This is a genomic window from Lunatibacter salilacus (genome assembly GCF_009797935.1).
In the GTDB taxonomy this organism is placed as follows: domain Bacteria; phylum Bacteroidota; class Bacteroidia; order Cytophagales; family Cyclobacteriaceae; genus Lunatibacter; species Lunatibacter salilacus.
The window spans coordinates 175,375-197,688 of the sequence record NZ_VOLC01000004.1; the positions used below are offsets into that span (position 1 = coordinate 175,375).

At 43.3% G+C, this 22,314-nt stretch carries 16 protein-coding genes; 5 read left to right on the top strand and 11 right to left on the bottom strand.

From position 1 onward, the window contains the following. Positions 1–120 precede the first annotated feature (120 nt). The 4 genes from FQ608_RS07455 to FQ608_RS07470 are packed head-to-tail and all read right to left on the bottom strand — an operon-like array spanning position 121 to position 5,444. Entirely contained in the window at positions 121–2,211 is a 2,091-nt protein-coding gene (locus FQ608_RS07455; protein ID WP_158857197.1) for a DUF4230 domain-containing protein, read from the bottom strand. Next, complete coding sequence (locus FQ608_RS07460) at positions 2,208–2,834, bottom strand: DUF4230 domain-containing protein (protein WP_158857198.1); 627 nt, start codon at positions 2,832–2,834, stop codon at positions 2,208–2,210. The genes FQ608_RS07455 and FQ608_RS07460 overlap by 4 nt, the downstream gene beginning before the upstream one ends. Further along, positions 2,831–4,579: an N-acetylmuramidase family protein gene (locus FQ608_RS07465; protein WP_158857199.1), complete on the bottom strand. Its 1,749-nt coding sequence runs from the start codon at positions 4,577–4,579 to the stop codon at positions 2,831–2,833. Before FQ608_RS07465 ends, FQ608_RS07460 begins: the two co-directional genes overlap by 4 nt. A 37-nt stretch (positions 4,580–4,616) precedes the next feature. Beyond that, the gene (locus FQ608_RS07470) at positions 4,617–5,444 is read right to left on the bottom strand and encodes a DUF5675 family protein (RefSeq protein WP_158857200.1); all 828 of its coding nucleotides are present in this window, start codon (positions 5,442–5,444) and stop codon (positions 4,617–4,619) included. 293 nt (positions 5,445–5,737) lie between these two features. Between FQ608_RS07470 and FQ608_RS07475 the strand changes: the two genes are divergently transcribed. Both FQ608_RS07475 and FQ608_RS07480 read left to right on the top strand, forming a co-directional pair. Further along, a complete protein-coding gene (locus FQ608_RS07475) occupies positions 5,738–6,196 on the top strand; it encodes a (2Fe-2S)-binding protein (protein ID WP_158857201.1) in 459 nt (152 codons plus the stop codon). A gap of 2 nt (positions 6,197–6,198) precedes the next feature. Beyond that, positions 6,199–8,361, top strand: coding sequence for a xanthine dehydrogenase family protein molybdopterin-binding subunit (locus FQ608_RS07480; RefSeq protein ID WP_158857202.1), 2,163 nt, complete (start codon positions 6,199–6,201; stop codon positions 8,359–8,361). A gap of 64 nt (positions 8,362–8,425) precedes the next feature. Here FQ608_RS07480 and FQ608_RS07485 read toward each other — a convergent pair whose 3' ends face one another. From FQ608_RS07485 to FQ608_RS07495, 3 genes are all read right to left on the bottom strand, one after another. Continuing rightward, positions 8,426–9,805 (bottom strand): amidohydrolase family protein, encoded by a 1,380-nt coding sequence (locus FQ608_RS07485; RefSeq protein ID WP_158857203.1) that lies wholly within the window; start codon positions 9,803–9,805, stop codon positions 8,426–8,428. Between the two features lie 524 nt (positions 9,806–10,329). Further along, a complete protein-coding gene (locus tag FQ608_RS07490; RefSeq protein WP_158857204.1) occupies positions 10,330–11,367 on the bottom strand; it encodes a branched-chain amino acid aminotransferase in 1,038 nt (345 codons plus the stop codon). Between the two features lie 13 nt (positions 11,368–11,380). Next, the gene (locus FQ608_RS07495) at positions 11,381–11,917 is read right to left on the bottom strand and encodes a YfiT family bacillithiol transferase (protein ID WP_158857205.1); all 537 of its coding nucleotides are present in this window, start codon (positions 11,915–11,917) and stop codon (positions 11,381–11,383) included. A 101-nt stretch (positions 11,918–12,018) separates the two neighbouring features. Here FQ608_RS07495 and FQ608_RS07500 point away from each other — a divergent pair, with 101 nt between their 5' ends. Then, the gene (locus tag FQ608_RS07500; RefSeq protein ID WP_158857206.1) at positions 12,019–13,428 is read left to right on the top strand and encodes an aminotransferase-like domain-containing protein; all 1,410 of its coding nucleotides are present in this window, start codon (positions 12,019–12,021) and stop codon (positions 13,426–13,428) included. A gap of 75 nt (positions 13,429–13,503) precedes the next feature. Further along, entirely contained in the window at positions 13,504–13,692 is a 189-nt protein-coding gene (locus FQ608_RS07505) for a hypothetical protein (protein ID WP_158857207.1), read from the top strand. A gap of 71 nt (positions 13,693–13,763) precedes the next feature. Here FQ608_RS07505 and FQ608_RS07510 read toward each other — a convergent pair whose 3' ends face one another. From FQ608_RS07510 to FQ608_RS07525, 4 genes are all read right to left on the bottom strand, one after another. Then, positions 13,764–14,564 (bottom strand): 3-keto-disaccharide hydrolase, encoded by an 801-nt coding sequence (locus FQ608_RS07510; RefSeq protein WP_158857208.1) that lies wholly within the window; start codon positions 14,562–14,564, stop codon positions 13,764–13,766. A gap of 201 nt (positions 14,565–14,765) precedes the next feature. Then, complete coding sequence (locus FQ608_RS07515) at positions 14,766–18,248, bottom strand: PVC-type heme-binding CxxCH protein (RefSeq protein ID WP_158857209.1); 3,483 nt, start codon at positions 18,246–18,248, stop codon at positions 14,766–14,768. A gap of 66 nt (positions 18,249–18,314) precedes the next feature. Next, positions 18,315–19,523, bottom strand: a complete 1,209-nt coding sequence (locus tag FQ608_RS07520; RefSeq protein ID WP_234364111.1) for a GDSL-type esterase/lipase family protein — start codon at positions 19,521–19,523, stop codon at positions 18,315–18,317. 270 nt (positions 19,524–19,793) lie between these two features. After that, entirely contained in the window at positions 19,794–20,669 is an 876-nt protein-coding gene (locus FQ608_RS07525) for a glycoside hydrolase family 16 protein (protein ID WP_158857211.1), read from the bottom strand. 336 nt (positions 20,670–21,005) lie between these two features. Between FQ608_RS07525 and FQ608_RS07530 the strand changes: the two genes are divergently transcribed. Next, entirely contained in the window at positions 21,006–22,307 is a 1,302-nt protein-coding gene (locus FQ608_RS07530) for an alpha/beta hydrolase family protein (RefSeq protein ID WP_158857212.1), read from the top strand. Positions 22,308–22,314 lie beyond the last annotated feature (7 nt).

The following is a 22,314-nucleotide window of genomic DNA, read 5'->3' on the forward strand; positions in this document are numbered from 1 at the left end:
ATTAAACTGTCGAAACCTAGAAGGTTTTACTTCTTTAGGAATACTTGATTACAGGAAACTAAGCATCCAGCTTCTAACGGAAAATTAAATTATCCAATTCAAATTATCCCTAATCCAAGTTTAGTCTCCAAAATTAAATTTGACAGCATTACGGGTCTGGAGTTTGGAATTGAACCATTCATTGGCCCGGGTTATTGGACTCCGATGGGTTCTTGAATATTGCTGGGAAAGCAGATGAGACAAATAACTTGTCATCTCTTCCCGTTGATCTTGGCTGAGCCAGTCTGGAAAACCCGTAATAGCTAAATCTTCCTGTAAGTTTTGACTTTCTCTGATGAGTATAAGGCTGTCCCTTTCCAGTAAAATAACGTTTTGTCCTTTGCTCAAATCCAACAAATTTTTGTTAAAAATATCCTCGAGTGTTATATCCACTTTTTTCCATGGATCATCTTCGCTGTTAATTTTTTCAAAAACCCAAAGAGCCGTAGATTCATTATTTAAAATCCGGGTTGAATCCATTCGTTGTGAAGACAGGATAATGGGACGTTTGGCCGTCAAAAAATTCCAGCGTTCGGCATTGTAGTTGAACGGAAAAAGTAATTCGTGGAGCAACTTAGCCGTGGTGTCTGTTTCCATTATGTGTTGGGCAGGCTGGATTATTTCCTCGTTTTGGCCAATTGAATCACTGGCTTCTGGGAGCGGCCTGATATTACCAACATGAATGGAAGGCTGCAAGAGTAAAGCGACACTCTGGCTAAACTGATCCATAAGACTAAGGGAATCACTGTCAGCCCAGAGAGTTAACAACGAATCTTTTGGAAGGGCCTCCAATTTCAACCAATTCCTCGTACGAGTAAGCGTGTCCAGTTCAGCCCTGCTGATCAAGGAGTCCAAACCCATTTGAAAGACCCAAGTGGAGTAATAGTTAAACTTAAGGTCATCAGATTCAAACGGGAGCTGCCGAACCTGTTTAGTCATCTGAATTAATGTTTCCCATTTTTTCCTGGCAAGTTGCTGGTTATTAAATCGGTTTTCTCTACTTCTGTTGAGCGAGTCAATAATCCTCCTTTCCTCAACTACCTGTTCTTCAAACAGCTTAGCCTCTTCGTAATTGATGAATTGGTCTTTTACGATCTGCTGGGTAAGTTGGATGATTTGATCATGGTGGAAAATCACCTTTTTTATTTCTTTTCCAGTAACAAGGGAAAATAGATGCATTAAAGTCTCTCCCCCAAATATTTCGGCATGTTTTAGTATATCTGCACGCTGTGCACTTACCTCCAATTTCTGTATGGCAATTTCTTTAACTTTCTTGGCATCCTTAAAATTTACTTTTCCGGAATAGGTCAGGATGTCAAAGCCGGGGATTCCCTTTTCCGGAATAAACCACGGATTGATATCCGTGTTGAGGATCTTTGGGGCAAGACCAAAAAAATGCAGTTCGGCAGCTTGCTCATTGATATAGAACATGCTGGGCCTGAGCTCACTTAGGTCAAAGCCAGCCTTTACGGTACCTCTTCCGATCATGGCTAATTTTTTTCTTGCCTCCTGCCTCGGAGCATCTTCTAATTTTCGCTGCCTGTAGGCGTTCTTGAAGTCTAAAGAATCCCAATGTCTATCTATCTGGTCTGGATATAATTCGAATAATAACTGTTTTGTCTGATTGTTAGATAGGTTGTTTCGGATAATTGCCGTTCCGTTATTTATTTTTTCATACAAAAAAGATAAAACCTGATCATGTAAGGGAAGCAGTTCAAAAGCCTCCCAATCCTCCCTGTAGTTGAGTTTATCCAGTATGTTATTTCTGGATACTGGGTCTAAAATAAGTCGATTTCTCTCTCTACGCTTGAGTGGAGAATCTTTTTCAAGCGTCTTTAACTTTTCCTCCCTCGTAAAGGAATCAAAATTAGCTAGACGTAACAGCATTTCTTTCAATTCCTCATAGGCGTCGATTGCCTGAAAGGTAATTTCAGGATTTTCCAATTCCTCAGTTCTTGCTTCCTGGATGGAAGAGATCACTTCTCCATAATACTCTGCGGTAATCAATTCCCCCATTTCAACGATTTCAGTTACCATATTTGCAGTGGGCTGAAGCCTCGCTTTTCCTCCGAAAATGCCTAGGGGGTTCCACCAATAAAGCAAAAAAATGGCAGCAGCTACCAAGGCAATATCAAAAATTAACCGGGCACTATGTATTATCTGACGAATCATGGTTTCTGAATAGAGTCTGGTTCATCCTGTATGATAACTTGAGGTATAAGCAGGTCGTCACTTTTGAACGTGATGTAGATCTCCTTGAAGCCAAGGGATTTAAGTAAAGTATGCATAAGCTTTCGTGTATGCTCCTGTCCACTCTTGACTAATCCCATAAAGGGCAGACTTTCTCTAATATCCATTTCAGCTTGGCGGAAAAACTCTTCCTGGTCTTCCAGCCGAATATTATTTAAAAATCGATTAGGTTGGGAAACGAGTGTATCCTCCATAAAACTTTCAGGAGGATATGAAAAATTAATAACTTCTATAGGTGGTAATTGTAGGGTAATTGTGGTCCCTTCGATTTTTATATCTTCTGCGGAAACGCTGTTCAGATCAATGCCAGTTTTGACTCTCGCTTGGGAATAAGCCAAAAAAGAAGCTTCATTGATGGGTACGAAGAAAACTTTTCGGGTTTTTTTTCCGAAGACTACCTTGTCGATTACTACCTCGGAAGTTACCAAATCATTTGCTTGTTGGATTTTTCCGACAACCAGGGCCCTTTCATCGTTAACGCATCCAGCTACAAGTATTACTAACACCGAGAGGATATAAACCCATATTTTACCAAGAAATTTCATAGGCCGTCCGCTTTGAATTTTTCGTAGGCGGCTTTCATTTTGGTGTCGTATTTATTTTGTTTGTACCCGCTTCCGTTATAGCCATAAGCAAAACTCTCCCAGTCATAATTCCCATTATTTTGCTCTGAAACAAAATCGATCAATGCTTTGCCGCGGATTTTTTTTGTTTTGATGAATTCCAAAAAATCAAGGAAATGAAAATACTCTGACTCATGCTGCTTTGCCTCAAATTCTTCGTGATCTTTATAATTTCTTCCCTTGATAAAGCCTGTTAAATTTTCACCTAAAATCTGAAACAGTCCCCAGGATGCGGAGTACACAGCTGCTTTTGGGTTTAGTTTCCGGGCTTTCTCTAGCCGTTCATATTCCCTAGCACCTCCTTTATAGTGGGCTTTTGTCCATTTTTGATATAGAATATCCTCATTTCCCTTTACAGATAGCTTGGGGTCCATTTTTTCTTTTTCCAGCCATTGCCAAAGCTTATGCCCCTCAAACAAAATTTTGGCACGACCGTCAGGTAAATGTCCCTTTCCTGCCGATTCAACGGTGACAATCGCCTTTACCACCGGAAGAGACAGATCAATGTTATCTCTGTCTTTCAATTCCTCTAAGGCAATACGGATATCCATGTCGCTTAGTACCTTTTGGAATGTGTTGTCTTTAAGCTGTACAAATTCTTCCCCAGGTGATTCAATGATTGGCTTTTCCAATGAGGTGGACAGTGTCTGCCTGACGTTGGTGATGAGGGGGGTAGCTGTAATAGATTTATTTTCTGTTAAGAAATCTCGGTCTTCTTCCATAAATTCCCGATCATCCTCATCTATGCTGTCTCCGACAATTTGCGGACTTGATGTCACTTCGCCCGACGTTGTTGTTGCGGGTCGGCCCGATGCCGTTGCTTGCTGGGCATTTGGATCGGTCCATCTTTTGCTGAGGTACTTCAACGACCGGTCCCCGAAGTAGAAAGCAATCATCATAAGGAATGCGGTTTCAAAAAATTCAAATTGCTGCCGTAATAACGCAATATCCACACCCGAATAACCTGACCCATAACTGGTGATTAAAAGAGACATTCCCCCCATTAGCAGAGTAAATGCAATCATGCCCCTGACTGTACCGGGTGGCAATCCAAATGTCTGGCTTCTGAAGGGATTGTGTTTTGGAACATCCAATTCCCCTTCTTGGGTGGATAGCCCTTCTATTTGACGGTCTTTGGCCTCGTAGATGCGGTTCCAGTCTTCATCTGTAAGACCGTAATTGATATTGTAGAAATATACAGACCACATGAAATAAACCAAAAACACGGAAATCCAGATAATTGCGGTGGCCAAACCTACGGCTTGGAACAAATTACCATGCTCCACATACACGAAAAATGAACCGAATATCCCAAATAGGGTAAGCAAACTGGTGAGGATTACAGTACCTCTAAAAAAGAAGGTGTGGTAGGGATTGTTGTATTTATTTTCATTTTTTGCCTTCGGATTCATTTGCCTGGCAGTAATCCCATAAAGAAAGGCAATTGACGTTAAAAGGATGATGGCTATTTCAAAACTTGTATTTGTAGCCTCTATACCGTTTTTTATTCCAATTAAAACAACCAGTGTAATCAAAATTACTGCCCCGAGCTGCAAAAAGAGATATCTTTTATTCTGAAAAAGGGGCGTTTTTTTCTCGGGTTCCAGGGTTGCGTAATTAGCTGCAACTTGTGTAGTTTCGGTGTTCGGTTTGTTACTTGTGGTCATAATATAAAAATTTGATAGTGCTATGGTTAAATTTTGGTCAGGTATTTATCTCGGCTACTTCTTCTAAAGGCATGAGATGGGATCTTTCAACCCAATCCTCATCCAGCAGCTGAATAGCCAACTTCCGGTTACTGTTAAGTAGGGGATGTATTGTCTTATAAAAGCGCTCAAATGCCATTCTGGAATGAGTTATCATTTTTTGTGGATCTGCTGCATTTACCCCATCAGCGATCAGGATACATCCCATGGTGTCTACATGCGTGTTTCCGATATGTATATATACAAGGTCGAAATTTGGGATTTCCTTGATCTCCACGTGAAAATCAAACCAGGAGAAGCGATTTCGATAGGTTTGGGTTAGCCCTGTCACATTCCTGTTCAGTTCGAGCGGATATACTCCCTGTGGTATTCGGGTATTACCTCTAATTTTTTCATCCTGATGGGTGTCCTCCAGAGTATATGCGAAAAATTTTCCTTGCAAAAACATCAATCCGAGAGTAGTTTGTCCATCATCTATATATCTTAATACCGTGATGTAATGGTGAGCCAGACGTGTTCCGGTAGGCCTCTGGTTTCTTATCTTCTCTTCAATTTCTTTAATTTTCTCTTCCAAATTATAAGCAGGGGTTGTTGGGACGGGAGAAGTCGGATTAGTACGTTCAATGGGAGGGGGAGAGCCAACTGTGGGGCTTTTGGAAAACAATTCTTTTAAGCCTTCGGCACCTTTACGGATTAGAAGAAGAATATATCCGATGAATCCTATCAACCAAAGCCATATTTTATCCAACAGTTGAGGTTGGCTGAAAAACAAGATTGCGAGAACCACTAGTAGTATAATTCCAAAAATTACTAAATACCGCTTCATGAGACTTATGTTCAGGTTAGGTTTAGAATGAACTGCTCTATTCAAGATTCATCCTTATAAAGTATGGGGATATTTAAAATTAGCAAAAGATAATTATTATTTGCATAAATTCAAAAATTGATAATTATTTTTTTAAAGCAGCAACAAAAAGAATTTCAATCAGTTGCTTTTATAGAGGTAAATTTTTTAGTATTTATAAAGATCAAAATTAAATAGCGTAAAAAAGACTTTATTTATTTGAAATCAATTTGAGAAATCTCTAACTTAACAGTTTAACAATAGAATTTGGAAAAATGGCTAAATACAACTTGAAAATTAACGGAAAAAGTCACCAAGTCGATGTGGATGATGATACCCCATTATTATGGGTGTTGAGGGATCACTTGGGATTGGTAGGAACCAAATACTCGTGTGGTATTGCCCAATGCGGGACGTGTATGGTACATGTCAATGACGAGGCGGTAAAATCTTGCGTATTTCCAGTATCTGCGATCGGTGAAGACAAAATAACAACCATCGAAGGGCTTTCTGCTGATGGAGATCATCCCGTACAGAAAGCTTGGGAAGAGATCGACGTCGCCCAATGTGGCTACTGTCAGGCTGGTCAGATCATGACTGCCGCAGCATTGCTTAAGAAATCCCCCAATCCCAGTGAAGAAGATGTTGTCGAAGCAATGAACGGCAATATTTGCCGATGCGGAACTTATCATAGAATTAAAGAAGCGGTAATGCTTGCTTCCAAAACAAAATAACCATGACTACACAACTTAAAACGAATAGAAGAGACTTCTTAAAAATAGCGGCAACTGCCAGTGGAGGGTTATTGTTGGGTTTTCACTTTACCGGGTGCGAATCATCTCAAATGAAAGTGATTACCGATGAGGAGTTACTCTCCCAAGCCATACCCTACAACAATTTTTTATCCATTGCTCCAGATGGCCATGTCGTGATTTTCTCACCAAACCCGGAATTGGGACAAAATATTAAAACCTCGTTCCCCATGATTGTCGCTGAGGAACTTGATGCGGACTGGTCTAAGGTCCGAGTAATGCAGGCCTTTTTGGACGGTGAAAAATATGACCGCCAGGTAACTGGAGGATCCGGTGCCATGCCCCATTCTTGGGAAAGGCTACGCAAAGCCGGAGCCACGGCACGCAGAATGCTGATGGAAGCAGCCGCAAAGAGGCTGGATGTGGGGATTAACTCCCTAAGCACGTCTAATGGAGAAGTCATTCACAAGGAAAGTGGAAAAAAACTTGCCTATGGAGAGCTTGCGAATGAAGCAGCAAGTATCCCTGTTCCTGAAGATGTAGCCTTAAAAAACACCAAGGATTTTAAAATCATCGGAACACCTGTAAAAAACGTGGACAACAAAGCCATGTTTACAGGAAAGCCCCTATTTGGATTGGATATCTATCGGGAAGGTATGCGCCACGCCATGGTTCAGCGTCCCCCGTTTGGAATGAAGCTAAAGTCAGTAGATGATCAAGAGGCAAAAGCCGTTGCGGGAATAACAGATGTGGTTACTTTCAACGACAATGTTGCCGTAGTAGGAAACTCTACCTGGCAGGTGATGAAGGCCAAGCGTAAGTTGAAGATTGAATACGAACCGATAAATGGGGAACTAGAAAGTACGGAATTTCATAATAAGAAATTTGATGAGTTGCTGAATGGTAGTGATGCCAAGGTAATGCGGGAAGATGGCAATGTTCAAACTGCTTTTCGAAATGCAGCCAAGGTGATCAAAAGTGAATACCAGTGCCCTTTTCTTTCCCATTCACCAATGGAGCCCATGAATTTCTTTGCCCATGTACGGGCAGATGGCGTGGAACTCGTGGGTCCAACGCAGACACCCGACAGGGCAAAAGCCGCCGCAGCTGAGATTGCAGGAGTGGCACCTGAACTGGTAACCGTTGAAATGACCCGATTGGGAGGAGGATTTGGAAGAAGATTGCGGGCAGACTTTGTTGAAGAGGCAGTACATGTGTCCAAATTGGTCAACGCTCCCGTTAAGCTAATCTGGTCGAGGGAAGATGATAACACTGGAGGGGCTTACCGTCCCGCTGTAAAGTATCGGTTCGAGGCAGCTTTAGATGCCAACAATACCCTTATAGGATACAAATTGAAGGGTGTAGGTATGAATGCCGGAAATACTACCCGGGAAAATAACTTCCCTTCGGGGTCGGTAGAAAACCTTTTAATCGAATCAATAGACTACAAATCGGACATTACCACCAATGCGTGGAGAGCGCCGATTACTAATTTTCTCGCTTTTGCTGAACAGTCATTTATCGATGAGGTGGCAGAGGCAGCGGGAAAGGATCCGGTTCAATTTAGACTGGAACTTTTAGACCGGGCCAAATCGAATCCGGTGGGTAGCATCCATTATGATGTGGACCGTATGCGTATTGTTGTGGAAATGGCCGCCGAAAAATCCGGTTGGGGCAAAAAAGATGGGGTCGCCCAAGGGTTCTCCGTTTATTTTTCCCATAGATCTTATGTCGCCCAAGTGGCACAGGTCCGCATGCATCAGGGAAATCCGGTATTGGAGAAAATCTACGCAGTCACTGATTGCGGTATCGTAGTCAATCCGACTGGAGCAGACCAGCAAGTGAGAGGTGGTATGGTAGATGGTATGGGTCATGCCATGTTCACTAATATGACTTTCAAACAGGGTATGGCTGAGCAGAAAAATTTCGATAGCTACAGACTTATCCGTATGAGGGAGGTACCCGAAATTGAAACGCATTTTGTGGACAATGGAATTGATCCAACAGGGCTTGGAGAGCCTGCTTTGCCACCTACTGGCGGGGCAATTTCCAACGCCATCTATTGGGCTACCGGAAAGCGGCTTAGAAATCAACCTTTTATCGAGCAGGAAGAACTCAAGGAGTTCAAGCTGGGTCAAAGGGCCTAAAGAATCATTTCAAAAAAAAAGCTGTCTTGGAAAAGGCAGCTTTTTTGTATTTCAGGTTTCCTCATTATTTGTATTTAGCGGCAATTTCACCCAGCTTTTGTTGGATCAACTCCCTATCCATCCACTGACCACGTGCCATTACCCCAGCAGGGTTTTTTAGATGGGTTAGGTCTTCTAGGGGGTTTTTATCCGTCATTATCAGATCCGCTTCCATTCCTTCCTTTATCTGGCCAAAATTTCCTTCATAGAAAGTGGCGGGATTTATCGTGCCGATTTGCAGTGCTTCCAATGGGGTTAAGCCGGCATCAAGCATTCCTTTAAGTTCATGGTGTATGGAGAAGCCAGGCACATTAAATACCTGTGGGGCATCAGATCCCAATAAAAGGCCTTGGCCGTGTTCGTGTAAAGATTTGATCAGTTGATGTCTGATCTGATTATACCTTTCCCATTGGGTAGAATCATAATTTGATGTATTTGTCAGATTGTTTTTGCTGTCCACCCAGTTTTTTCGGGTTTCGCCAGACATGTATTTCATTTCATCTTCACCTACAAGACTTTCAGCAGGAGTTGGTGAAAACCATCGATCAAACAAGGCTTGGGTAGGAACAATCCAAACTCCGTTGTCTTTACTCAGTTGAACCAATTCCCCAATTCTGGAAGTGTCCGCCAAATCAGTGAAATTATATCCAAAAAAACCATTTTCAATCGGGTTGACACCAGCTTCTTCAGGGACCAGTCCTTCCATAAATCCATCCACGTGGTCAATGGTCTGGTATTTATTTTCAAGTGCGTGACGCACCCTTACCAGGTTGGACACATGTCCGGCAAAGGGAATTCCGGATTCATTGGCAGTTTTTACAATTTCATCAAAGACGTGGAGGCGAATTCCGGGGTGAAGCTTGAGAAAATCATATCCAGCCGCCGCGAAGGCCTGCACCTGGCTTCTGGCTTCCTCTGGAGTTCTCACCGTATTCCCGTTTAGAGAAGGGCTGGAAGTGAAAATCCTAGGACTGATGATTTCCCTGTTGTTGGCTTTTTCACGAAGTTCCAAATGCACCGGATTTCCAAGCATTCCCCTTATGGTCGTGACACCGTTTGAGAGATACAGAAAAAGTGTCTCTTCTATAATGGGGTCATCCCATTCCATGGAAGGAATATGGGCATGCATTTCAGCCAATCCGGGAAGTATAAACTTACCGGATGCCGGAATAACAGTGGCATTTCCCCATGTATAGGGCTCATCTGATTTAATAATTTTACTAATTTTGTAATCCTCTACTACCACGTGGGCCTTGATAAGGTTGCCGTCTGTCACATCAATGACATTGGCGTTTTCAAAAACAAAGTCCTCCTCAGAAAGATCAATGTTGTTGACTCCGGGTTGGCAGGACCATAGAATTAATCCCATCAAAAGCAGATACAAAAAAGAGGGTATTTTTCTCATGGTTTAAAATTTTTTGATTGACAAAGGTAATTTACCATATTTCAGGGAATTTGAGGCTAGTTTGCCTGTTAAATTTTGGCGTGAGAGGTAGAAAATTGAAAGGTGGTTGAAAGCGGTTACAGCTTGTTAGGGGCATTTTTAAGGTTGAATAAAGCCTTTAGTTGTCAGATATTTTTGCTATTTCTAATAAGGTTATTTATGTCAATTTGAATAAAAGAAATTAAATCGCCTTGAAATTCCCCTATGTGAACTATGTTAAGTGGTAAATAAGTTAGGTTTGAAATACCACATATTACACATAGAAAAAAGGCCTTTCTATGACTGAAGCAGCCCTTTAATTTTTAGACATTTTTGGAGTCTTTAAATTAGATTAATTTATCCGACTTGAATAAACAGAACTAATTCGTCTTGAAAAAAACCTATGTGAACTATGCAACTATGTGGTAAAACACATTTTAGTTATAGATACATCATGGGAAATAAAAAAACTTAAATGCCCTTATATGTTTCAAATGGTTAATTTTTTATACTCTAAAATTCCATTCAAACTTGTCTTCGCTGATCCCTCTTCGGATATCACTCAGCTCCTGTTTTAAACCGTACATGCAGGCATCCTTTCCGGTATAGGTAGGATATGATTTCCCCAGGTAGGAGATTTCTTCGAAGGGGGAAATTACAGCTGCGGTACCGACTCCAAAAGCTTCAACCCGGACTCCAGCGTCGATCCAGTCAATAAGCTCACTGACCGATACCCGGATCTCTTCAACTTCCAATCCCTGTAAGGGTGCAAGTCGAAGAAGGGAATCCCGGGTGATTCCATCTAGAATAGTGTCACCAGTAGGCGGGGTGATAAGCGTTTTACCGTCAAGTATGAACATAATGTTCATGGTTCCGGATTCTTCGACATACTTCCGTTCCGCAGCATCCAGCCATAAGATCTGATCAAATCCGGCCTTTTTTGCCAGTCGTTGTGGCAGCATGGAAGCACCGTAGTTTCCACCGTTTTTGGCAGAACCTGCTCCACCATGCGCTGCTCGAATATATTCGGTTTCTACTTTTACTCTTAAATTTTTGGAGTAATAGGATTTCAGAGGGGAGAGGACGATCATAAATAAATATTCCTCCGCGGCATCTACCCCCAATCTGGGCTCTGTAGCTATTACAAACGGTCTTATATACAGGGAATAGTCGGGATTATCGATGATCCACTTTTCCTCCTGACGGATCAGTTCGGTCAAACCCTCAATAAATAATGAAGCCGGAACTTCAGGCATGGCCATTCGGCGAAGAGACCGGTTAAGCCGTTCATGGTGCTTGCCCATTCGGAACAAGTTGATTCCCCCGTCTACCATCCTATAGGCTTTCATACCTTCAAATACAGTCTGCCCATAATGAAAACACATGGCTAGCGGTGACAGTGTGATCTCACCAAAGGGAACGATCTTATAATCCTGCCAGGCTGATTGGCCATAATGGGCAACTAGCATTCGGTCGGTTGCTTGTACGCCAAATGTAAAATTATCAAAGTCAAAAGAAGGCTTGGGAGATAGAATAGTTTGCATGTTGAAAATGTTTTCAAATTTTAACAGAAGATGTAGGGGAGGTACTAATCAGGTGCAAATGCCCGAGGTGATGGTTGCCGTGCCATTGATAGAGGAGTGTGTTACGCCTAAGTGTTGTACTTAATTTGTTTTCGGGATGGTAAAAGGTTCTTGCCCATTGATCATCCGATAGGGAAGTCATTAAGAGATGCCATCTATAGTGAACGGATGTAATAAGCTGCAAGCTTTGCTCTATTGGTGCTGCGTAATCTGCCAATGCTGCCCAAAGATCTTCTCTATACGGTTTTATAGTCGGATTTTCCTCTGTCAAAGCCAGCTTAAATCGAATCATTGCATTAAGATGACTGTCAGCTACATGATGTATCACCTGACGGCCGTTCCAACCTCCCGGGCGGTAAGGACGGGCTAATCTTTCAGATCCAAGAAGTTTGGCTGCAGCTTGTATTTTTTCTGGAAAAGCACCAATATCGGCTATGGCTTCTTGGAGTCGTTCATCAGAAATACTTTCTGGAGCCTCAAACTTGCCAATGGGATATTTTAATTTGTCCATATTATAAATGGTATAATAATGTAGGTGCAAATTAAATTGCACCACATTTATGGTTACAGATACATTTTTTATATTTTTGTAGGGTACAGTTAAAATTGGTTATGAAAGATCACACGCTTTACCTTGGGCTGGCGGACACACTGGATCGGTTGATTGTAAACGGAACCCTTAAGGTTGGGGAGAAGTTACCTTCTATACGTAGGGTAAGTAAGGAATATGGAGTTAGCAAAAACACCGTCATTCAGGCATATTTGGTTTTGGAGAGCCGCTCTTTAATTCATTCCAAGCCACAATCGGGCTTTTTTGTCAGTAGGGAAGCGACGAGAATATTGCCTGTGCCCACGGTAAGTAATCCGGGCCAAAAGTCCCAACCCAAAGAGGCTGATGGCTTGATAGGTAAGGTTTTTGAAAATCTGAACAACAAAGCGATTACCCAACTCTCCCTTAGCGTGCCCGAGGAGTCTTTTCTGCCTGTAGCTAAATTAAACAAAAGCATGGTGGAAGCTATGCGCTCACTTCAGGGTTCAGGAACTGCCTATGGAGATATTCAAGGAAATTTAAAGCTGCGAAAGTACATTGCAAAATGGTCGTTTACTTGGGGGGGGGATTTAGGTGTTGATGATATTGTCACCACTGCGGGCACCATGAACGCCATCTCGTTTGGCCTAATGGCTCTGACCAAACCGGGGGATGCCATTGCGGTAGAGAGTCCAGTATACTACGGAATATTGCAACTTGCCAAACATCTGGGGCTCAAGGTTCTCGAAATGCCTACCCATCCAGTAACAGGCATGGATCTTACTGCGCTTCGGGAAGTGGTGGCTTCTATAAAGCTGTGTTTGGTAGTCAGTAATTTCAACAACCCTCTCGGAAGCTGTATGCCCGATGAAAATAAGATGCAGATGGTGGAACTCCTGACATCATACCAGGTACCGCTTATAGAGGATGATTTGTACGGGGACGTGTATTTTGGTGAAAGGCGGCCCAAACCCTGCAAAGCATTCGATAAGGAAGGAATTGTCCTGTGGTGTGGTTCGTTTTCCAAAACCCTAGCCCCTGGCTACAGGGTAGGGTGGGTAGCCCCCGGAAAGTATATCAAGACTATTTTACGCCAAAAGGCTTTTCATTCCATATCAAGTACGGCATTGACCCAGGAGGCCATTGCCCATTTTTTGGAAAAGGGCTGGTATGAAAAGCACTTGAGCCTTTTACGCAAGAAACTATATGGAAACAGCCTGCAATTTATCCGAAGCGTGGGAGAATACTTTCCCGAGGGGACCAAGGTAAGCCGGCCACAGGGAGGATTTGTGCTTTGGGTGGAATTGGGTAATAAAACCAATACTGCGGAACTGTATGAAAAAGCCATGGCCCAGGGCATTAGCATTGCTCCCGGAAGAATGTTTACCTTACAGGACCAGTTTCATCATTGCATGCGGTTGAGTTATGGGCTGGAATGGAACGAGGCACTGGATGATAAGTTGAGGGTATTGGGAAAACTGGTTGCCAACTAAAACTTGGTTATGAGTTATGAATGGTCTGGTTATGAGTTATGAGTTAAACATCTTGAACCCATAATTCATACCTCATTGGGAAATAAAATTAATACGGCGGAACTGTATGAAAGAGCCATGGTCCAAGGAATTAGCATCGCACTCGGACGAATGTTTACCCTACAGGTTCAGTTCCACCGTTGCATGAGACTAAGCTATGGACTGGAATGGAATGAGACGCGGGAAAATAAGCTTAAGGTATTGGGAAGATTGGTTGCCAACTAAAACTTGGTTATGAGTTATGCATTGACCATAACCCATAACCCCATAATTCAAAAACCAACCCATCAACAAACTTACCTCCTAAGCTCCTTAATCCGAATCTCCCGAAACTCCACACCCTGACCCTCTGCCTGCAGTCCGATATATCCTTCGGTCAGGGCCTTACCATCTACTTTAATGGCGGGATCATATCCGTTGGCAACACCTCCCCCGATTTGGGGTTTGGTGTATTCCAATACATTTACTCCATTCACCTTGTGGATCACCAGCGAATCCCCGTAGACGATTAAGTCTGCCTCGACCCATTCGTTCCATGGAAAGGTAGGGGAAGAGGAATTGATGCAATGCCTTGGATCCATTTCCCCTTTGTAAAAAACCTCCGTACCTGGGGAACACATGTTTCCCGTAGGCCGAGCCTTTCCGGGTTCCTCCTCGGCAAGCATTTGATATTCCACTGATATGGGCCAGTCCTGTTCTTTCAAAATAGTTTCAGGTGCTTGGGAATGAAACATTACTCCACTGTTCCGGTAAGTATAGCTTGGGGCATCTTTCATCCATTGATCCGTAAACCGGTATTCAAACCTCAGGTGGTAATAAGAGAAGGGCTGTTCGTAAAATAAATGCCCATATCGCTCATCAAAGGTATTGTATTCGTCATAATTGACTTGTATGACACCGTTCTTTACCCGAAAGGTATCGCCGTAGTTTTCACCCACCTCATGGTGGTGGATCTTAGGTATCCACCCATCCAGATTTTGGCCGTTAAAAAGTACTTGCCATTCGTCGTCCTGTTTTGAACCGTTAGAAGTACAGGAACTAAAAGCAGCAAGAAAACAAATTAAAACAGGTAATACCAGAAGATTTTTTACTGTCATTTTGGTTAGTTTATTACTAAATGAACTAAGAGATTAAATTACATATATTGAAACTAAAGCAACCCTCATATTTAGTTGTTCCAAAGAGGCAAAAGCAATTTTTAAAACTGAATTTGGCTTAATAAATTTTTTAACTTACTATATATAAAGTACTTAAAATGAATCATTTATGCATTATTTATAAACGAACTCATTAAACCTTCAACGACCCATGATAAGACGGGTTTGGGCAGGGGATTCGGGTAAGTCAATAAGTTCAATTTTTAAGCCACTTTCCGGATGGATTTCTCTGTCCACAGCGACAGTTATCTGATGCTTGCCTTGGGTCAAACTGGCATTTGCGGCCTGTTCAACAAGTGAAAGGGTTTTATCCCCAGCCCAAGCCTGTATGCCCTGACTGCTGTTAAATGTAAACTGAACCTCTCCAGGAGTCAACACCTCAATTTCGAACTGTACCACGCTGACTGATTTTCCGTTATCGAGTTCGATGGCAGCGATTTCGCTTAAGGGTAAATCTCCCGCCACTTGGCTGTAGACTGGTTGGAGGCGAAGTCGGGTATCGGTTTTAACCACTGCGGCCAACCCTTCCTCGTTGATTCTCTGGATAAGTTCGGCATTGCCGGATACTGCTCTCCACCTTCTGACTAACCGCTGATTAGATACCCGGAAATTGCCTGATTCACCCAATTTGGAGAGGTAGCTGATCAGATCTACAAATTCCTTCCGGTCCAGACTTGCCGTCAATCCTGGAGGCATCAGGGAGCCCGGTACATTCTCATGGGAAGTAATCTGGCTTTTTGGTATGGACTCCTCCATACCTGCTACATTGCGCAGAACCAAATCATTCGCACCGTCTCCTACCATATATCCCATAATCACACTGCCGTCGGATTTGGTGATTTTCTGAAGTTCGTAGCCCTCCTTGATCGATTCGGTAGGATCAACCACTGATTTGATGATGTTGTCTATAGGTGAACTGGTTCCCAAACTACTCATGTCAGGTCCGATCAAGCCTCCGGCTCCTCCCAGTGCATGACAGGTTTGGCACATTAGGGAAGATCTTCGATAAATTGATTCACCCAGCACCGGATCTCCACTGTTTTTTACCTCTTGAACCAGTGCATAAATTTGATTCTCGGACAACTGCTGTGGCATCCGCTCAGGAGGTAAAATGCCTCCAGAAGCTTCCAAAGCCTTTTTCAAAGCCTGAGAAGCATGGTTATTTTGCCTGAACCATGAAATTTGCCTCATGGATTGCCTTCCGATTTTTGCCTTTTCTTCCGGTATCTGATTTTCTGTGAGGGTGGCGGCCAAAATGGTGACCGATTCGTCGCTGGCTAAAAAAGCAGCAAACAACTCTTCGGCATCCTCTGCTTCAAGGGGTTGTCTAAGAAGGGAAACTGCCAACTCCGAAGCTTTCCCAGCATCTAGGCGGACAAGTTCAGAAGTGGCCAGCAACTGAATTTCCGGAGATTGGGTTTTAGCCGTCATTTCCAGTAGCAAACGATGGCTTTTGGTATCGTCCATGCGGGCCAGAGTTCCGAGTGCTGCCCGCTTGATGGGACGGTCCCCTTCTTGAATCAAAGCAATCAGACGGGGTGTTAATTCGGTACGATTCCATATCCCAGCAAGTTGCAAAGCAGCAATGGCTAGCCTTTCGTCCTCATGGTCTATGAAAGAGCCAATTCTACCGGGATTTTTATCGGGTTTAAGGCCCCGCTGGGATGCACTCATCCGTAGTGCCAATAGCTGGGCAGTTTTTTCTGTGGCGTTACCCCGACCCTCAACAGCCAAATCCAAAAGGGTATTTAGGGATGAAACAGACCCGTACTTGGCAATAGCACTCAACACGTCCGTATGATAGGCTTCGGGGACTTCGCCTTTTTGGTATAAATCAACCAGCAGTTCTATTGCCGAAGGGTTATTTACAGACTTGAGCGCAAAAGATGTTTTTCTGGCATCACCGAGATAGGAGGGGTTGGCTGCTACTTCTTTCATCCATAAGGATTCCTGCCCCTTAACCGTCTGCCAAAGGGCATAGTCCAAAAATTCATCCATGGTCTGATCCAAGACGTTCAGCGCAGCACGTGATGCGACTGCTTCCGGTATAGACCCCAAAGCAATGACTGCTTCCAAACGGACCCTTGGATTTGGGTCCTGAGCGGCTGTGGTCAATAAATCCATCGGTTCTTGAATTTCTTTGAGCCAATAACCCAATACCCGTACCGCCGCAGCCCTTGCGTTGGGGTTCTTGGCAGATAGCAACTGGCGAAGCAATTCCTCATTCGTTTCACCCAATGCCTGAGTGACCCAAAGGCCTTCAAGTAGCTGGTGCTCGTAGTTGGGATCGTTTTTTTCCAAGGATTGGATCCAAGTGTTCAGAACTGGAATAACTTGGGAAGCACCCTTGTTTTTCAACACTTGCTTGGCCTGAATTCTTGTCCAATCTTCGGGTAACTTAAGGGTATTCAAGAGTTCCAGCACAGATAACTGGGTTAACTTGGGAATGGCGACGGTGGGGCTGTTTTTTGCCGCTATGCGCCAGATTCTTCCATGCTGCTGATCCCTTCTGGGATCATGAAAATCAACTTCACCGTGTTGGATGATGGGGTTGTACCAATCAGCCACATAGATCGCACCATCTGGACCGACACTAATATCCACCGGACGAAAAGCAATGTGGTCAGTCCAAAGAAGGTCTTCCGCCTGCTTGGAGACAAATCCACTTCCCTGATCCTCAAGTACAAACCGATTTACTCTATTTGCCCGGAAATCGTTGGTGATCAGGCTTCCTTCCCATGACGCAGGCAAATGCCTACCAGAAACCCGATCCAATCCGCTATGTTTTGGCTGACCTGGATTCAAGCCCCGAACGATCCGCTCGGCCCCCGGGGCTGTGACGAAAGTCGCTCCGGGAAAAGCAAAGTTGATCCCTTCGCCTCCTGCGCCGTCCGTCAGGAAGGACTGACCCCATCGGTCAAACTGCAAGCCCCATGGATTGATCAATCCCTTGGCATATACTTCAAGCTGTAATGTGCTGGGCCGCAATTGCCAAACGCCGCCTCCTTCAAGCCTACGTATGCCCCATGGGGTTTCCACATGACTGTATATATAAATAGACTGTGCAAAATACATCAAGCCATCCGGGCCCCATCGGAAGGTATGGATGAGGTGGTGCGTATCACCGGTACCAAACCCGGTAAGGATTCTCCTGCGCTGGTCACCTTTTCCATCTCCGTTTGTATCTTTAAAATGTAGAATCTCGGTTGAGTTCGCCACATATACCCCTCCGTCACCAGGTAGGATGCCAGTCGGGGTTATCAATCCCTCTGCAAAAACGGTAGATTTGTCCACTTTTCCATCGCCATTGGTGTCCTCCAAAACAAAAATTTTATCGTTGGCGGTTTCGCCTGGCTTTAGGTGGGGATAGACGGTACTGCTCACCACCCATAGTCTTCCCTCGGCATCCCAGTTCATTTGAATAGGCTTAATAACAAATGGATCAGCCGCATATAGGGTTACCTCCAACCCCTCAGCCACCTGAAAGGATTCCAATTGCCGCTGTACATCTGGTGAGGGGATATCCCTAAGGCTGTTTTGTGACCAAGAGGGTAAATACACCAGCCATAAACCGATTAAAATCAGCGTTCGTAACGAACGGAATTTGTTATGTGTTGAATTCATTACCATTAATTTTTTTTGGGCTTGTCTTTTAATTGGGGGAAGCTGTGATTAATTTCCATAGCTGAACTAGGGCGTGGGATATAATTTATAGTGAGTCCTTATCGGTGATTTAGTCGCAGTGATTTGACCCTGAAGCCATGTTAATACAACGTCGTAATCCCGCAAATCACTGGCATGTCTGCCCTGCTCATATTCTCTAAACCCAATAATATAGGTTCTGTTTAAAGGTCTGTACTGGTAAAAAAACACTTCATCTTTCTTGTTTAGCAGGCGTTTTAGGTGGTCAGCTTGGTCCAATGTACCTCCCTGTTTAAGGGAAACTCCCTCAGCCCAGGCCTTGGCTGATGCACTGGCTACCAGTTTTCCGTTAATTTCCAAGGAATAAAAGCCCTTTTTCAACCCCTTTATGGCAATGGGACGCTCACTTTCCCTGTTTAAAGAATTTGGTATTGCAACGGGAAGAATTTTCTCATCTACAGTAAATTCGAGTCTTTTATTTTTGGGATCACTAATCACCATGTTGGTGATTAGGCTACTCTCGATTTCACCGGATTTTGCGTCAACCGATATCATCCACGGTTCAGTATCCAGTCCCAAAGAATTTTCTACGAACTCCGCTAGCTTATAATACCCATATTCTGTTAGGTGCAAGCCATTCTCCGAAATCAATTCGCTTTCAGCCAATTTTTCGAACGGACTAATGAGATCTATATAGCGTTTCTGTTTCTCTTGGGCAATCTTAGCAATCGTCTTTGCATAAAGTTTTAGATTACTGTTCCTTTCCTCTAAAAGGGACGGGGTTCCTCCAGCAAATTGAGGAATAGGAGACAGGAGAATTGCCTCGGCTCCAAGTTCCTGGATCTTCGCAAGTAATTTTTCAAGTCCCTGGGCGAACTTTTCAAGTCCACCTTCACCTTCCTGCGCTTCTACACTTCCATAGGCAACCAATACATGTGTGGCTTTTGAATCCGTCAATTGGGAAATTAATAGATCATAGGCACTGGGAGGGCTTGTGTAATAACTTCTGGCCTCACCGAATACATTGTCGCCAGACCAGCCCAGATTTCTGAATGTAATGTTTCGTTCTGGCCAATGTCTAGTTAATCGAAATTCCAGGTAATTATACACCTGCTCATTTTCCATCAGTGCATTCCCCAGAAATACTACCCGGTCCCCATTTTTCAGCTCAAAGGGTAAATCATCCCGGACTTGAGCGTGTGTGGTGTAGGGAAGAAAAATGGAAAAAATACAAATTAGCTGTAAAAAACGTATCAAACTGGACCATTGAGTTATTATCAGTCCGAAGGGGCACTTTGGGTTAAGGGTTTGCTTCACGGGTATATTTTTAAAACATTTTTTTTTCAATTTGGAAATCACTCTCTCAGTTACAGTTAATCATTTCGGTTTCAATCGAACTATTTAACCCAGCATATACAAAGCGATCGGATATATCGAACACGCAATATACTCCAGCAATTAATTTCAAAATAAATATTTGGAGGATTTTTTATAAGAGGGAGCTAGGCAGGGATTACGGCAAAGGTTTTAATCCCGCTGGTATATTCTTACGTAATCTACTTCGTAGATTCTCGGAAATGGAGTTTGTGATGGATCTCCTCCATTGCCGCCAATGGCCAGATTTAGTAACAGATAATGGGGTTGGTGGAAAGGGTTGAACCCATCGGGATTTAAGGTCTTTGATAGGTCCACTTCGTTTACCAATTCCCCATCTATATACAGTTTGATGTAATTCTCCGTCCAATCCATGGACCAGATATGATACTTGTTGGGCCACTCAGGATCATTTTCCAAAAAGTCTGCAAAAGGAATTTTGACCTCATCCCAAGCTGCACGTAGATTCTCATGTGCCCATGCTGCATTGGCCAAAATAGTAGGTACACCGGCTACAAGGTAGTATTCCATGATATCTATTTCGCCGTTTGCCGGCCATCCCCTGCTAGTTCCAAGCGTCCAAATGGCCGGCCACATTCCTTTAGCGGTGTCAATTTTTGCCCTTACGTCCACCCAACCGTATTGGAATGTCACTTTTCCCCGGGTATGTATACTGGATGCGGTATAATCTGCAAATTCCCTGCCCCTTCTCCAATCGGAACTGTTGGCTTCGTAATTGGTGTTTTTTACCTTTTCCCGTTTCCCACTAATTACTAACCTTCCGTCCTTGATTTGAGCATTCTGCGGTTGATACCATTGCAGTTCCTGATTTCGCTGAAATCCCCGTTCATGTGACCAATACTTTTCGCTTGGTTTTCCATCCATATTAAATTCATCTGCCCACAGCAGGTTATACCCCGCTTTTTCAGGAGTAGATTCCATCGTAGGCTTTTCGGCCGATTGGGCAAAAACATAACTGGTAACCAGAAGCATTCCGATGGATAAAAGAAGATTTCGTAAACTTTTCATATTTGTAAGGTATTGTAATTTAAAGTAATAGAAATTTTAAATAAAGGTCAATAGTGTTAAATTTGATTTAACTCTTTTATTTTTGAATACCGTTTAATCATATTGACTATTGATTAAAATTAACCTTTGTTTAACGTACTTAAACAGGAGTCATGCCCATCCTTCATGCCAAGATTAGTATGAAAGAAAATTGTAGTACAAAGTTAAATTTACAACTATTCTCCCTAATGCGCTTAAATTTCGGTTTTCAATGTTAAAGATATTTCGGAAACAGTTATAAAATCCTTTTATTTGCTTTTCATAACAAGCTACCATCTTAAATATTCTTCTTTTTTTATGAGAAATATCTATTTGTCCCTCTACTTGATTCTGATTGGATCCCTGCTTGGTAATTTTGAAGTAAAGGGTCAAGAGTCAACTTTTGTATATGGCGATGCATTGCCGGATGCACCAGAATTGGCATTAAGGGGTGATTTAACAGTGGGAGTGAGGACGTTGGAGTTTGTAAATAAAGACCAGCTGGATATTAACAATATCCAGGGGGGAACCCCACTGATTTATGACCGCACAATGGTAGTGGAAGTTTGGTACCCGGCCAAGTCAACAGAAGTTGATAGTTTGACAATTTATGACGATGTGCTAGGCGTGCCGGGGAATCCGAATAGACCTGTGGTTCCATTTTCATTTTCTGGAAGGGCATCACGGGATGCGGAACCTGATTTGGCCGATGGACCATACCCCTTGTTGATCGTTTCCCATGGTTATTTGGGATCAAGGTTTTTAATGACGTACCTCACTGAAAATTTAGCTTCCAAAGGGTATGTTGTCGTAGCCATTGACCATCCGGAATCCACCCACCGTAATCCGGGTAAATTTTCAAGCACCCTATATTATCGCGCACTTGATGATCTCTTTGTTTTAAATCAAATGGCTGCATTGGGAATGCAGGGTACGGACAGCTTTTTGTCGGGTTTAGTAAACGCCGATATCACCGCATTGATTGGGTATTCGATGGGGGGATACGGGGTACTTAATGCTGCCGGGGCTGGTTACAGTTCACAAACAATGCAAATGTTTGGTCAACTCACCGGAGGCAGTAAAGTTATTGAGTCTAGAGTCAGCGGTAACGCAGCGTATCAAACCTCTATGGACGAACGGATAAAGGCTATTGTTGCTTTGGCCCCTTGGGGGATGCAACGTGGCGCATGGGATGCTGAAGGTCTAAAAGGAATCAGAATACCCACTTTTATAGTTGCCGGCGATCAGGATGACGTATCCGGCTATGAGGATGGGGTAAAGGCAATATATGAGGGGATAAGCAATGCCGAAAAATATATGCTGGTCTATCAAAATGCCCGCCATAATGTGGCTCCAAACCCACCTCCATCTGCTTCCTATGCCCCGGATTTGGATTTGAATGAATACTATCACTATGCGGAGCCCGTTTGGGATCAGCGAAGAATCAACAATATCAACCAACATTTCCTGACGGCATTCTTGGGGATAAAGTTGAAAGGGCTCGACTATGGTTCTTTTCTTGACCTCACGAAAGAATCAACGGAAGAAAGCTGGAAAGGCTTCAAACCAAGAACGTCCATCGGATTGCAGCTTTGGAGAGGCGAACCGGAAAATGATTAGAAACTAA

What these genes read in the sequence shown, in the direction of transcription:
- FQ608_RS07455 (WP_158857197.1), bottom strand. Translation starts at nt 2,211, where the DNA reads ATGATTCGTCAGATAATACATAGTGCCCGGTTAATTTTTGATATTGCC.
- FQ608_RS07460 (WP_158857198.1), bottom strand. Translation starts at nt 2,834, where the DNA reads ATGAAATTTCTTGGTAAAATATGGGTTTATATCCTCTCGGTGTTAGTA.
- FQ608_RS07465 (WP_158857199.1), bottom strand. Translation starts at nt 4,579, where the DNA reads ATGACCACAAGTAACAAACCGAACACCGAAACTACACAAGTTGCAGCT.
- FQ608_RS07470 (WP_158857200.1), bottom strand. Translation starts at nt 5,444, where the DNA reads ATGAAGCGGTATTTAGTAATTTTTGGAATTATACTACTAGTGGTTCTC.
- FQ608_RS07475 (WP_158857201.1), top strand. Translation starts at nt 5,738, where the DNA reads ATGGCTAAATACAACTTGAAAATTAACGGAAAAAGTCACCAAGTCGAT.
- FQ608_RS07480 (WP_158857202.1), top strand. Translation starts at nt 6,199, where the DNA reads ATGACTACACAACTTAAAACGAATAGAAGAGACTTCTTAAAAATAGCG.
- FQ608_RS07485 (WP_158857203.1), bottom strand. Translation starts at nt 9,805, where the DNA reads ATGAGAAAAATACCCTCTTTTTTGTATCTGCTTTTGATGGGATTAATT.
- FQ608_RS07490 (WP_158857204.1), bottom strand. Translation starts at nt 11,367, where the DNA reads ATGCAAACTATTCTATCTCCCAAGCCTTCTTTTGACTTTGATAATTTT.
- FQ608_RS07495 (WP_158857205.1), bottom strand. Translation starts at nt 11,917, where the DNA reads ATGGACAAATTAAAATATCCCATTGGCAAGTTTGAGGCTCCAGAAAGT.
- FQ608_RS07500 (WP_158857206.1), top strand. Translation starts at nt 12,019, where the DNA reads ATGAAAGATCACACGCTTTACCTTGGGCTGGCGGACACACTGGATCGG.
- FQ608_RS07510 (WP_158857208.1), bottom strand. Translation starts at nt 14,564, where the DNA reads ATGACAGTAAAAAATCTTCTGGTATTACCTGTTTTAATTTGTTTTCTT.
- FQ608_RS07515 (WP_158857209.1), bottom strand. Translation starts at nt 18,248, where the DNA reads ATGAATTCAACACATAACAAATTCCGTTCGTTACGAACGCTGATTTTA.
- FQ608_RS07525 (WP_158857211.1), bottom strand. Translation starts at nt 20,669, where the DNA reads ATGAAAAGTTTACGAAATCTTCTTTTATCCATCGGAATGCTTCTGGTT.
- FQ608_RS07530 (WP_158857212.1), top strand. Translation starts at nt 21,006, where the DNA reads ATGAGAAATATCTATTTGTCCCTCTACTTGATTCTGATTGGATCCCTG.